Genomic DNA, 13,963 nt, shown 5'->3' on the forward strand with positions numbered 1-13,963 from the left:
TTCATATGCGTTTTGATGAAACATATTCCGGAAATGTGTTTATAAAAAGCCATCCAAATTATGAAGAGTCCAAAGCGGTGTTATATGGAATGCCGATGGACTGGACGGTCAGCTTCCGACCAGGCTCCCGGTTCGGCCCGGCAAGAATCCGCGAAGTTTCTGTCGGCCTGGAAGAGTACAGTCCATATCTTGACCGTGAATTGGATGAAGTGAAATTTTTCGATGCGGGCGACATTCCGCTTCCATTCGGAAATGCCCAAAAATCATTGGATGAAATTGAGAAGTTTGTAAAGAAAGTTTTGGCAGATGGAAAAATCCCGGTTGGAATGGGTGGAGAGCATTTGGTGACATGGGGTGTGGTGCAAGCCGTTTATGAAAAATATCCGGATATAGCCATTCTTCATTTTGATGCCCATACCGATTTGCGCACGGATTATGAAGGGGAACCATTGAGCCACGCAACGCCGATCCGGAAAATTGCGGAAATGATTGGTCCAAGCAATGTATATTCTTTCGGCATCCGTTCAGGACTGAAAGAAGAATTTGAATGGGCGAAAGAAAACGGCATGTATATCGCAAAGTTTGAAGTGCTCGAACCGTTGAAAGAAGTGCTTCCAACATTGAAAGGCCGCAATGTTTATATCACAACGGATATTGACGTGCTGGATCCGGCCTTTGCTCCTGGCACAGGGACAGTGGATTGCGGCGGCATTACGTCCAAAGAACTGCTTGCGGCCATCCATGAAATTGCAAGAAGCGAAGTGAATGTCGTTGGATTTGACTTGGTGGAGGTTGCGCCTGTTTACGACCACTCCGAGATGACCGTGAATACGGCTTCCAAATTATTAAGAGAAATGATTTTGGGATGGATCAAGTAAGATATTGATAGAAAGGGGATTAAAGTTTTTCATGAACTTTAATCTTCTTTTTTTGGAGCGGGAGAGGGGAAACTGTTCACAAATCAGGCGGTATGGACAAAATAGGCTTAAAATCTGCAAAGAAAACGGGTGCCTTAAGGCGGTTAAATAGAATAGAACAAACTCCACTTCCATCTTGATAAGGAATGGAAAATCATCCTATAATAAATAGGTTATAGTATTACATAAGGAGTGCCCACAGGAAATGAGTGTTGAAAAAAACGTAAAAATCAAAGTCATTTCAACGATCCGCCCAATCGAAGGGGACGAGGAAACCTACGAACTGTGGATTCAGGGAGTTTGGTTGAAAAAGAACGATAAAATGTATTTGCGATATGAAGAAATAATGGAAGACCAAACAATCCGCACAACGGTGAAAATGAACAACGACCATGCACTCATTTTGCGCAGTGGAGCTGTCAATATGCGGCTGCCATTCAGCCTGGAAAGCAGACAAAACGGTCATTACGACACAGCCTTCGGAACGTTGCCGCTGCAAACGAAAACGCATCGTCTGGGGTTTGAACATACGGAAGAAAATAATATCAGTGGCAGATTCAATGTGCAGTATGATTTAATAATTAGTGGACAATCAGTCGGTCATTATACATTGGAAATTCAATATACGGAGGGACAAGCATGAATGCGGTAGAACAATTGCAGGAAAAACTGAAAAACTTGTTAAAGGCGGCTGTAGAAAAAGCGCAACTTTTGGAAGAGGGGACGGATTTTCAAGTTCAGATCGAAGTGCCAAAAGATCAAACGAAAGGCGACTTCGCCACAAACTTGGCCATGCAACTGACGAAACTTGCGAAAAAACCTCCCCGCCAAATTGCGGAAGCGATCGTTGGCAATCTTGAAACAGAAGGCACAGAAATCGAAAAAGTGGAAATTGCCGGACCTGGTTTCATCAACATTTTTGTACGCAAAGATTTCCTTGCCGATATTGTGAAAGCGGTGTTCGATCAAGGTGAAAATTATGGCCGGTCAAATGCTGGAGGCGGCGAAAAAATCCAAGTGGAGTTTGTATCCGCGAACCCTACAGGCGACCTTCACTTAGGACATGCCCGCGGTGCTGCATTCGGCGACTCCCTATGCAATGTGCTGGATTTCGCAGGATACGATGTCACTCGCGAATATTACATCAACGATGCCGGAAATCAGATCAACAACTTGGCTTATTCCTTGGAAGCCCGCTACAAACAAGCGCTTGGACTTGAGGCGGAAATGCCTGAAGATGGCTACTACGGCCAGGACATCATCGAAATTGCGAAAAAACTCGCTGAACAATATGGGGATTCCATCCTGGAAAAATCCGATGAAGAACGCTTCAACTTCTTCCGTGAAAATGGACTCGCCCTTGAACTGGAAAAATTGAAAAAAGACTTGGAAAACTTCCGCGTGCGCTTTGACGTATGGTATTCCGAAACTTCATTATATAAAAGCGGAAAAATCGACAAAGCATTGGATAAATTAAGAGCAAACGGCCACATCTATGAGAAGGACGGGGCAACTTGGTTCCGTTCCACAACATTCGGCGATGACAAAGACCGCGTGTTGATTAAATCAGACGGTTCCTACACTTACTTGACACCGGATATCGCTTACCATGAAGATAAAATTCAGCGCGGCTTCGATAAACTCATCAATATTTGGGGAGCAGACCACCATGGTTACATTCCGCGCATGAAAGCGGCCATCGAAGCCCTCGGTTATGACCGGGATAAGTTGGAAGTGGAAATTATCCAAATGGTGCAGCTTTATAAAAACGGCGAAAAATATAAAATGAGCAAACGGACAGGAAATGCCGTAACCATGCGTGAACTTGTGGAAGAAGTCGGTTTGGATGCGGTCCGCTACTACTTCGTCAAAACGGCCTGCGATTCCCATATGGACTTTGACTTGGATTTGGCCGTTGCCGAGTCCAACGAAAATCCGGTGTATTATGCCCAATATGCCCATGCACGCATTTGTTCGATTTTGCGTGCCGCAGAGGAACAAGGCTTCCAACCATCATTGGAAAACCTGGATTTATTGACGGATGCAAAATCAGAAGAAGTGCTAAAAATCGTGGGCACTTTCCCGCAAGTAGTGGCGGAAGCGGCAAAACACCGCACACCTCACCGGATCGCGAACTACATTCAAGAACTGGCGGCATCCTTCCACAGCTTCTACAATGCGGAAAAAGTCATCAACCCGGACAACAAAGAATTGACAGAAGCGCGCCTTGCATTAATTCAAGCCGTTCGGGTTACCCTTGCCAACGCTCTAAGATTAATCGGCGTGTCAGCACCGGAAAAAATGTAAATCTTAATACCCAAACACCAGCTCCAACAGATGGGCTGGTGTTTTTTCTTATAATTCTTATTAAAATTATAAGGTTTATATTGACAAGGAAAATGCCGTCCAGTAAAACGATAAACAATTCCAACCTATCAAGTTGATATTTAGTTGGCAGAGGAAAATTTTCCCGTCTTATCACGAAAAAATAGGTTTTTTCGAGAAAAACAATTCCAACTAAAAAACTCAGAATATGTTATTGACTAATAAAGTCGAAAAATGTAGAATCATATCATAGTAATTTAATCATATTTATTGGATTAGTTAAATTCCTTTTCTTATTGAAAGGTTGTGAAAATTTCCGTGAAAGAACTATTTATCAAAACGGAAGAACAGCGGAAATGGTTAGAAAAATTGGGAAATCTGGAGCAATCCATTAAAGAGCATGCCCAAGAAAACGATGAACAATCCCTTTTCCCTCATGACAATATAAACAAATTGCGTGAAATCGGGTACACAAAAGTGACGCTGCCAAAGGAATACGGCGGTGAAGGGTTCAACGTTTACGATGCCATCTTACTGCAAGAAACATTGGGCAGTTACGATGGAAGCACAGCCCTTTCCATCGGTTGGACGCTGCTTACGGTAGGGGATGTTTACGAAACGAAAAGCTGGCCAAAAGAGAAACTGGCTGATTTTGCAAAAGCGGTGGAAAAAGGGGCGATCATCAACAAAATCGTCAGCGAAGTCATCACAGGGAGCCCGATCCGCGGAGGACGTCCCGGAACGAGCGCTGTGAAAAAGGGCAATAAGTGGGTCATCAACGGCCGCAAAGCCTATGCCACTTGTTCGCCGGAATTGGATTATTTTTTGGTGACCGCTTGGATTCCGGAGATTGAAAGCACCGGAAACTTCTTAATCCATAAAGATGCAGCAGGGCTATCCATCGAGGAAACATGGGATACCGTTGCCATGAAAGCGACGGGAAGCCATGATTTGGTATTGGAAAATGTGGAAGTGGATGAATCCGACCTGGTGGAAATTCCGAATTACCAAACGGGATTTAAATTGAATGGCTGGTTGTTGATCATTCCGGCAACTTATCTCGGCATCGCCCAGGCAGCCCGGGACTATGCGGTGGAATTTGCCAATCATCATTCGCCAAACAGCATTCAAGGAACCATTGCCACTTTGCCGAATGTGCAATCACTTATCGGGGAAATCGATTTGCTTCTTGCACAAGCACGCTTCACCCTTTACGGCGCAGCCCAAAGCTATATCGAATTAATCAACAAAGGAAATCTTGCTGCACAAGAGGCGGGCAACATCGTCAATGCGGTGAATGTTGCCAAATATACGGTAACCAATAATGCGATTGCCATCGTCGACAAAGCGATGAGAGTTGTGGGGGCAAAAAGCTTGCAGCGCAACAATCCGTTGCAGCGCTATTATCGCGATGTCCGCGCAGGTCTTCATAATCCGCCGATGGATGACTTGACCATCAAAAAATTGGCGGAATCAGCATTAAAATTATAAATTTAATCATAATTAGGAGGAATCAACAATGAAGTTGAAAAAATTATTGAAATTAGGGGCTATCGGTTTACTTGCGGCTTCACTGGCTGCCTGCGGAGGAGAAGATGCTTCCGATTCGGAAAATAAAAAAGCGGAAGAATCCGGTTCAGATGTGAAAAAAGTAAAAGTGGCCTATGCAATTTCCTGGAAGCCGATTACGTACCAAGATGAAAAAGGCAATCCGGCAGGCTATGAATTGGATATGTTGAGACTAGTGGATGAAAAACTGGAAGACTATGAATTTGAATATATCGGAACAACAGATGACGATCTGCTCATCGGGGTCGAACAAGGCAAATATGATTTGGGTGTCAAAAACATTTTCTATACGGATGAAAGAGCGGAAAAATACATTTTCCCTAAAGAATTTACAGGACTCAGCAGCGTTGGTCTATTGTTGAAAAAAGAAAATGCCAATATTAAAGATTTATCCGATTTTGCAGCTGCCGGTTTGGAACTTGCGCCGATTGCCGCCAATAATGCCCAATACACAGTGGTGGCGAAATACAACGAAGAACATCCTGACAATCCAGTGAAATTGGTGGCAGGCGATACGTTTGCTGTGGATGTTGTGCAATGGGTGAATGAAGGACGTGCGGATGGCGGAATTGCTTTGGAGCCGGTGGTCGACAAACAAATAAACGATCCGGAAGGTCCATATCATAATTTGAAAGATGAATTGGTATATAACGAATTTACAGTGATTAAAACTTGGACGCTGTTTAACAAAAACCAACAAGAATTGGCAAATGCTTTTGATGAAGCGGTAAAAGAAATCAAACAAACGGATGCACTCAATAAATTGATGGTAAAACATTATGGCCGCGACTTATTTGAAGTGCTGAAAAAAGTGGAAGCTGAGTCTAAATAACTCGTGATGGGCTGTTGGGTAGATCACCTTACAGCCTTATTTTTTAAGTCGATAGGGGTGAAAGGATGTTTTTTGAAAAGTACTTTGATATCGATTATTTATGGGGAGCTTTTCCTCAACTCTTGCCCTACTTGAAAATCACTTTTGCGGTGGCGGGATTGGCGGTGCTATTTGGCACTTTGCTCGGTTTGTTGCTGGCCTTTATGAAAATGGGGAAAAGCAAAATGTTGCAGATCGTTGCCCATGGTTATACAACGGTTATGCGTTGCACCCCTTCCATCGTGCTGTTGTTCCTTGTTTACTACGGTGTTCCTTTCTTATCGGAAGCATTGTTTCACATTCATTTGCAGGATATTTACACAGGGGTGTTTGTTGTCATCACATTCTCCCTGCAATTTGCGGCGATGATGTCGGAAGTGATCCGTTCCGCCATCCTGGCCATTGATAAAGGACAGTTTGAAGCGGCAGTAAGTGTGGGGTTAACGCCTTGGCAAGCTTACAGACGGATCATCTTCCCCCAAGCTTTTGTCGTAGCCCTTCCAAACTTCGGAAATGGCCTCATTGCCATCTTGCAAGAAGGGGCATTGGCGTATACCATCGGATTCATCGATATTGTGGGGAAAGCGAATCTCATTATTTCCAGCAACTTCAATTCCCATGCACTGGAAATTTACATCGCTTTAGCCGTCATTTATTGGGTGATTTCGATCGTCATTGAAAAAGTATTTGACCTTTTAGAAAAAGCGTTCAGCAAAGGTTCGCGTTCAATTAAAGCATCGTAGGAGGTGGAGAGCGGATGCTGGATATGGAATTTCTCGTTGATACATTTTTTGTTGCCTTGTCCGGGGTGCCAGTGGCATTGCTTGTGACCATTGTTTCCTTGTTGATTGCATTGCCGATCGGTTTCTTATTCGCATTGACAAGAATCAATAAGATTCCCGTGTTGAATCAGCTGGCTAAAATTTATGTTTCGTTCGTTCGAGGCACGCCTGTGATTATACAAATCTTTGTTTTATATAGCTTTATTCCGATTGTTTTAAATATGACCTTTGAAAAATACGGCATCGATTATGAAGTGTATAAGATTCATCCAATCTGGTATGCCTTCGTGATTTTCGCTTTCAATAAATCCGCCGTACTAATAGAAGTGTTCCGCTCCGCATTATCGACGGTGGAGAAGGGGCAATTGGAAGCGGCGTATTCAGTGGGGCTCACGACAGCCCAGGCATACCGGAGAATCATCATCCCCCAGGCTCTTGTCTCCGCATTGCCGAATCTTGCGACAACGACAGTAAACTTGATTAAAGCTACGTCATTGGGGTATGCCATTTCCTTGCAGGAGATTACGTTAAAGGCAAAAGTGGCGGCCAACTTCGGCTATAACTATTTGGAAGCATACATCGACATTTTCATCGTCTATTTGATCCTTTGTATTGCCGTCGAACAATTGTTCAAGTATTTAGAAAAACGATTGAGCCGATACAAAGTGGCAAGCGTTTAAAGGAGGCACAATATGCTGGAAATTAGAGGAATCCATAAATCCTTTGGAAAAAACGAAATATTAAAAGGGGTAGATTTGACGATCAATAAAGGGGACGTGGTCGTCATCCTTGGCCCGAGCGGTTCCGGGAAAACGACGCTGCTCAGATGCATCAACTTTTTGGAAAGAGCGGATCAGGGAACGGCAAAATACGGGGATCTGGAAGTGGATTTGAAACATGCGAAGAAAAAAGAAGTGCAAGAGGTGCGGAAAAAAACGGCTTTCGTCTTCCAAAACTACAATTTATTCAATAATAAAACGGCCATTGAAAATGTCATGGAAGGATTGGTCGTTGCCCGCAAAGTGCCGAAACAACAAGCGCGGGAAATGGCGAAAAAAGCATTGGATAAAGTGGGGTTATCCGATAAATACGACTATTATCCAAGCCAGCTGTCAGGAGGCCAGCAACAACGGGTCGGAATCGCCCGTGCCGTTGCGTTGAACCCGGACATCATCCTATTTGACGAGCCGACTTCCGCCCTTGACCCGGAACTTGTTGGAGAAGTGCTGAATACGATGAAGGAAATTGCAAAAGAAGGCACGACGATGCTTGTTGTGACCCACGAAATGGGCTTTGCCAAAGATGTGGCGAACAAGGTGATTTTCATGGACGGCGGAGTGATTGTGGAAGAAGGGACGCCTCATGACATCTTTGTTGCGCCGAAAGAGGCCAGAACGAAACAATTCTTGCGCCGCGTATTGCCAGGTTCCTTCGATTATGAAATCTAAAGGAGAAACGCCCTCAATTGGAAGTTTTGAGGGCGTTTTTTCTTATTTTTCATATTCAACCTATGATTTGATTGGGAATTCGCTATAATAAAAAATATTGAACATTTTGAAACATTATGTAGTCAGAAAAAAGGGTTGCATTTCTCGTTTGTTGCGGGAGATGTTTATTTTTAATGAAGAGTTCAATGGAGGAAATATGGAAACTTTTCTTAACTATTTGAAGTGGGCAGAGGATGTGGAATGAAGAAAAAGATGTTTCTCGCATATGGTTCCACTTTTCTTCTATTATTGGTGAGCATCTGGCTTGGCATATCGGTTGGCACTGTCGACATTCCCTTTTCCGCTTTATGGGATCAAGAAAGCAATCCCAGAGCTTACAGCATTTTATGGAATATCCGCATGCCCCGCGTGATGCTTGCAGGGCTTGTCGGCGCGTCCCTTGCCATTGCCGGGGCAGCCTTCCAGGGATTGTTAAGAAATCCGTTGGCGGATCCGTATACGATCGGCGTTTCATCGGGGGCTTCGGTCGGGGCAATCTCCACGATTTTTTTCGGCATCTCCTTGCCGATGCTCGGTTCTTATACCCTCGCCATGTTTGGGATACTTGGGGCCTTTATCACATTGTTGGTCGTCATCGCTTTTGCGCGCCTTGTCGATAAATCGATGAAAATGGAAACCCTGATATTGACGGGAGTCATTTTCAGCTCCTTTTTGTCCTCCTGCATTTCCTTATTGACCGCCTTGTCCCATGAAGAATTGAAGGCCGTTGTGGGCTGGCTGCTTGGAAGTGTGGCCATGCGCGGGTGGTCTTATGTATACATACTCGTTCCTTTTTTGATTCTCGGTTCGGCGATTTTATGGTTCAACCGGAGAGAATTGAACGTGATGATGTATGGAGATGAGCGGGCGACTTCCCTAGGCGTGAATGTCGTCCGGAGAAAATATGCCGTGCTGATTGGCGGATCCGTGTTGACGGGAGCAGCTGTCAGCGTTTCGGGAACAATCGGGTTTGTCGGTTTGGTGGTGCCGCACATCACCCGGATGGTTTGGGGAACGGATCACCGCCATCTGTTGCCGCTATCGTTTTTGAATGGCGCGACATTGTTGATTGTCTGCGATTTGGTGTCCCGGACCATTGTGGCGCCGCAGGAATTGCCGATCGGCGTGGTCACCGCCTTTATCGGTGCACCGGTGTTTGCTTATATATTCTTTAAACAGCGACGAAAGTAGTGAGGGGGGATACGGGTGCTGAAGGTAGAACATATTTCCGGCGGCTATCATCAAACCCCGATTATTCATGATGTGTCCTTTCAAGTGAATCAAGGGGAGTTCCTCGGCATACTGGGTCCGAACGGGTGTGGGAAGTCCACTCTGATCAAAATGATCAGCGGCATTTTGAAACCATCTTCAGGAACGGTCGCCATTGATGATGTGTCCATCGAAAAGCTTTCTTCCCGGGAACTGGCGAAAAAGATGACGGTGTTGCCGCAAATACAAAGCAACGCCTTTTCGACGACCGTCCGGGAAACCGTTGAAATCGGCCGTTATCCTCATCAGTCCGGATTTTTCTCCAGCTGGTCGGAGGAGGACGAAAAAGCGGTCCAAAAAGCGATGGAACTGACGGATGTATTGAAATATGCAGATAAGAATTTGGAGTTTTTATCCGGCGGGGAAAGGCAGCGGGTGTTCATTGCCCAGGCTTTGGCCCAATCTTCCCGGCTGCTCATATTGGATGAACCGACAAACCACCTGGATATCGCCCACCAAAAACAAATATTGGATATGATTCGCCGGGAAGTGACGGAAAATGGATTGACCGTTGTTGCGGTTTTTCATGATATCAATTTGGCGTCCCTCTATTGCGACCATTTGCTTTTGATGGAAGCGGGAAGGGTAAGGGCATATGGCGAGCCCCATGAAGTCATTATTGATCGGCAAATCATGGAAGTGTATGATGCCCGCATATCAACGCAAGCCCATCCGGAGAAGCCGAAACCGCAAATGTCCATTTTGCCGGATTTTGATGAACAGACGAAGGAAAAAATGGTTTCTTTATCCAATATACAAAAGGGTGATGATTACATCGCCTTCATTGCGGATTTTCCTTTAAAAGTGCTGTCTTCCGCGGTGCATAATGCCGGTCTTGGATGGTACAGGGCATTCATCAATCGGACGGTTCCGCACGAGTACGATATCGAAAATGTAAAAAATGAATTTCTGCATTATATCGTTCATCATGGGTTTTCCCCGACGAATACAGTGGGAATGATGACGGCGGTGGATACGAAAAAAGCGGTGATGAAAGAATACCCTGCATCTTTCGGAAACTTGATCGTCATTGTGACGGCCGGCGTGGGCAATGCCATCGATGTTTCCCATGCATACGAACGGAAGGCATTTCAACCTATCGGCACCATCAATACATGGGTGGTCATCAATGGGAAATTGTCCGATGAAGCCTTCGTGCAGGGGATGATGACCGCAACGGAAGCGAAATCGAAAGCCCTTCAATCTGAAAATGTCATGGATAAATTATCGAACACCATTGCCACAGGAACACCGACGGACAGTCTCCTTATTGCCGCAACGCAACAGGGGGAATATATGCAATATGCGGGACCTCTTACAGAAGTCGGAAAAATGATCGGCAAAGGGGTTTATGAAGCGACGGTGGAAGCCATTCAAATTTACAAAAGGGAGATGGAACAATGAAAATTTACACGAAAACAGGGGATCAAGGAAAAACGAGTTTGATTGGAGGACGTGTTTCCAAAGATCATCTCCGGGTGGAAGCTTATGGAACAATCGATGAATTGAATTCCTTTATTGGAAAAGCGGTGACGGAATTGGATCCCGGCAAATTCAAAGATATCCTCGGAGATCTTGAAACAATCCAACATGAACTTTTTGATTGCGGCGGAGATTTGGCCAACGTGATGAAAGAGAGAAAGTATAAATTGCAGGAAGCTTCTGTGGAGGCGCTGGAAAAACGCATCGATGCGCTTTCCGAAGAATTGCCGCCTTTGAAGCGTTTCATATTGCCGGGAGGGTCACCGGCAGCAGCGACGCTCCATATTGCGCGCACGGTGACGAGACGGGCTGAGCGCCAAGTGGTGAAGTTGATGAATGAGGAAGAAGAAGTGCCAGGAGTGATTCAAAAATATTTAAACCGTCTATCGGACTACTTTTTTGTGGCCGCCCGTGCCGTGAATTTCCGGTTGAACGTGAATGATGTGGAGTATATCCGGGGCGGAGACGTGTTTAGATGATACTGAGAAAGAAAATCCGGGCATTCTTTGGTGTGAATTTGCCCGGATTTTTCTCATTTACGCGCGAATATCGGTGATTTTTGCTGTTTCTTTAATGAACCTTCCAGATTTATCATATGTAATTAATATAAATTTTATAGTATGATAATTTCAAACAGCGAAAAATTTAGAAATTTTCGAATAGTTGTTGACTGAATGCTCATTCATATTTTAAAATGAAGCATATAAACGGATAAAGTAAGAGGGATGTGTTCAAGCAATAATACTTGGGGGGAGTAGAAATGAATGGTCTATTGCTGGCGAACTTGATATTATTCATCGCCGTTGTCGTGTATGCGGTTTCTTTGTTTGCATATGCAGTAATTACGAGATTACAATATATCAAGCTCGGAAAACCGGAAGAGTTGAATTTGAGTTTTAAAGATCGATTCGAAAATTTCTGGGTCAATGTGCTTGGACAAAACAAGTTGTTCAAAGATCGTAAAAGCGGTATCATGCACCTTGTTTTGTTTTATGCATTCTTTATCATTCAGTTGGGATTAATTGAATTAATTATAAAAGGTTATGTTCCAGGCTATACATTCCCTCTGGGCAGTTTTCATGAATTTTTCACTTTCATGCAAGAGTGGACCATGTTTTTCATGCTATGTGCGTTGATTTACGCCGCTTATCGCCGTTATGGCGAAAAGCTCACGCGCTTGCAATGGAAACGGGATAAGAAAGCCGCTTTCGTCTATATTGCACTGATCACATTATGTATTTCCATTTTCCTTGCTTTGGGCTTTGAAACGGTGGCCCATGGAGATGAACCGAACTTTGTGATTGCTCCGTTTTCAGGTTTCATTGCGCTGATTTTTGGCGGCTTGAGCCCGGATGTGGCGAATGCGCTCTTTTATGCATTCTGGTGGGTGCATATGCTTGCGGTGTTCACATTCCTGGTATTTGTGCCCCAATCCAAGCAATTCCATGAAGTGTTTGTCACAATCGGCGCCTTCTTTAAAAGAGCCGGAAAAGCGGGCCGTCTTCGCAAAATCGACTTTGAAGCGGAAGAAGAAGCGGAATCCTTCGGGGTTGGAAAAATTCAAGATTTTACCCGCATTCAATTGTTGGATTTATATTCTTGCGTGGAGTGCGGACGCTGTACGAATATGTGCCCGGCAACCGGCACAGGAAAAATGCTTTCGCCAATGGATCTGATCGTCAAATTGCGTGACCATTTGACTTATACTGGTGCGGTGGTGACGAAGAAAAAGCCATGGGTGCCGACATTTGTTTGGAATCAGACAAAAGGGAACCAATTGGCTATGGCGGCTGGCGCGGAAGGTGCAAACATTGAAGAAATCTATTCGCCTTCTTTGATCGGCGATGTCATTACAGAAGAAGAAATTTGGGCTTGCACAACTTGCCGGAACTGTGAAGATCAATGTCCGGTCATGAACGAGCATGTGGATAAAATTATCGATTTGCGCCGTTATTTAACGATGACGGAAGGAAGAATCAATCCGGATGCCCAACGCGCATTGAACAATATTGAACGCCAAGGAAATCCATGGGGTCTGAACCGCAAAGAAAAGGAAAACTGGCGCGATCTTGATCCGACAGTCCATATTCCGACAGTCAAAGAAGCCAAAAAATCCGGTGAAGGTTTCGAATATTTATTCTGGGTCGGTTCCATGGGTTCATTCGACAACCGTTCACAAAAAATCGCGTTATCTTTTGCCCGCCTATTAAATGCGGCAGGCGTGAAGTTTGCCATTTTGGGTAACAAAGAGAAAAACTCCGGCGATACGCCAAGACGCCTTGGAAACGAATTCTTATTCCAAGAATTGGCGCAAGAAAACATCAGCGAATTCGAAAAATATGACGTGAAAAAGATCGTGACCATCGATCCGCACGCATACAACATTTTCAAAAACGAGTACAAAGATTTCGGATGGGAAGGGGAAGTGTACCACCATACGGAATTGTTGTACAAGTTGATCCAAGAAGGAAAATTGGTGTTGAACCACCGTGTGGATGAAACGATCGTCTTCCATGATTCCTGCTATTTGGGCCGCTACAACAACGTGTATGATGCACCGCGGGAAATTTTAAAATCCATTCCTGGCGTGCAGTTGGTTGAAATGGAACGCAACCGCGAAACAGCGATGTGCTGCGGTGCCGGTGGAGGACTCATGTGGATGGAAGACCGTGTGGGTAACCGCATCAATGTGGCCCGTACGGAACAGGCCCTTGCCACAAACGCATCCGTCATTTCAGCGGGATGCCCGTACTGCTTGACGATGCTTACAGACGGTACGAAAGCAAAAGAAGTGGAAGATCAAGTGAAAACATATGATGTGTGCGAATTGTTGGAACGCTCTGTTTTTGGCGAAAGAGTGAAAGAAGAAGCAGCAGAAGAAACAGTTGCTGTGGAGGAAGAAACTGTAGAATTGCAATAAGCGGTAAGAGTGGATGGAGGAAACGGAAGATTTCCCCATTCGCTCTTTTCAAATGAAACTGGACGATGCGTTTTTTTGCATAGGGTGAGGATCAAAGTTGACTTTCTGCAACAATAGTCAGCGGAAATGGGAATAATATGCTAAAATAATAAATTGTTTGAAAAATAAGAAAAATAGAATTGCTAATCTTCTATAATTTCAGTAAAATAGAAAGGAAGGCAACGAAAAGGAGTTCTAAACGGCTCCGTTTTTTCTTAAATTAATACCGAGCGAGCGTTCACTCGATTAATTGTTTATTTTCTCTTTTTTGTAATTTATTTCTATTTTTTGATTCGTTGAAT

Annotated in this window: 12 protein-coding genes; all 12 read left to right on the plus strand. The window is 44.4% G+C overall.

What is annotated here, in order from left to right:
• Positions 1 to 5 precede the first annotated feature (5 nt).
• The 12 genes from speB to NST13_RS14470 all read left to right on the plus strand — a co-directional run bounded on the left by speB (position 6) and on the right by NST13_RS14470 (position 13,622).
• Positions 6 to 878 carry an agmatinase gene (speB, locus tag NST13_RS14415; protein ID WP_342470362.1) on the plus strand — a complete coding sequence of 291 codons (873 nt, stop codon included), beginning with the start codon at positions 6 to 8 and terminating at the stop codon, positions 876 to 878.
• 244 nt (positions 879 to 1,122) lie between these two features.
• Positions 1,123 to 1,560: a DUF1934 domain-containing protein gene (locus tag NST13_RS14420; protein ID WP_342470361.1), complete on the plus strand. Its 438-nt coding sequence runs from the start codon at positions 1,123 to 1,125 to the stop codon at positions 1,558 to 1,560.
• Entirely contained in the window at positions 1,557 to 3,224 is a 1,668-nt protein-coding gene (gene argS, locus NST13_RS14425; RefSeq protein WP_342580889.1) for an arginine--tRNA ligase, read from the plus strand. The genes NST13_RS14420 and argS overlap by 4 nt, the downstream gene beginning before the upstream one ends.
• Positions 3,225 to 3,560: 336 nt before the next feature.
• Positions 3,561 to 4,733, plus strand: a complete 1,173-nt coding sequence (locus tag NST13_RS14430; protein ID WP_342580890.1) for an acyl-CoA dehydrogenase family protein — start codon at positions 3,561 to 3,563, stop codon at positions 4,731 to 4,733.
• A 28-nt stretch (positions 4,734 to 4,761) separates the two neighbouring features.
• Positions 4,762 to 5,643, plus strand: coding sequence for a transporter substrate-binding domain-containing protein (locus NST13_RS14435; RefSeq protein WP_342580891.1), 882 nt, complete (start codon positions 4,762 to 4,764; stop codon positions 5,641 to 5,643).
• A 65-nt stretch (positions 5,644 to 5,708) separates the two neighbouring features.
• Entirely contained in the window at positions 5,709 to 6,425 is a 717-nt protein-coding gene (locus tag NST13_RS14440) for an amino acid ABC transporter permease (RefSeq protein ID WP_342470356.1), read from the plus strand.
• Positions 6,426 to 6,439: 14 nt separating this feature from the next.
• Complete coding sequence (locus NST13_RS14445) at positions 6,440 to 7,144, plus strand: amino acid ABC transporter permease (protein ID WP_342580892.1); 705 nt, start codon at positions 6,440 to 6,442, stop codon at positions 7,142 to 7,144.
• A 12-nt stretch (positions 7,145 to 7,156) separates the two neighbouring features.
• Positions 7,157 to 7,912, plus strand: coding sequence for an amino acid ABC transporter ATP-binding protein (locus tag NST13_RS14450; RefSeq protein WP_342470354.1), 756 nt, complete (start codon positions 7,157 to 7,159; stop codon positions 7,910 to 7,912).
• Positions 7,913 to 8,152: 240 nt separating this feature from the next.
• Positions 8,153 to 9,142: an iron ABC transporter permease gene (locus tag NST13_RS14455; RefSeq protein ID WP_342580893.1), complete on the plus strand. Its 990-nt coding sequence runs from the start codon at positions 8,153 to 8,155 to the stop codon at positions 9,140 to 9,142.
• 15 nt (positions 9,143 to 9,157) lie between these two features.
• Positions 9,158 to 10,624: an adenosylcobinamide amidohydrolase gene (locus tag NST13_RS14460; protein ID WP_342580894.1), complete on the plus strand. Its 1,467-nt coding sequence runs from the start codon at positions 9,158 to 9,160 to the stop codon at positions 10,622 to 10,624.
• Complete coding sequence (locus NST13_RS14465; protein WP_342470351.1) at positions 10,621 to 11,181, plus strand: cob(I)yrinic acid a,c-diamide adenosyltransferase; 561 nt, start codon at positions 10,621 to 10,623, stop codon at positions 11,179 to 11,181. The genes NST13_RS14460 and NST13_RS14465 overlap by 4 nt, the downstream gene beginning before the upstream one ends.
• Before the next feature lie 281 nt (positions 11,182 to 11,462).
• Complete coding sequence (locus NST13_RS14470) at positions 11,463 to 13,622, plus strand: (Fe-S)-binding protein (RefSeq protein ID WP_342580895.1); 2,160 nt, start codon at positions 11,463 to 11,465, stop codon at positions 13,620 to 13,622.
• Positions 13,623 to 13,963: the final 341 nt, after the last annotated feature.

The organism is Ureibacillus sp. FSL W7-1570 (assembly GCF_038593265.1).
GTDB classification, from domain to species: domain Bacteria; phylum Bacillota; class Bacilli; order Bacillales_A; family Planococcaceae; genus Ureibacillus; species Ureibacillus suwonensis.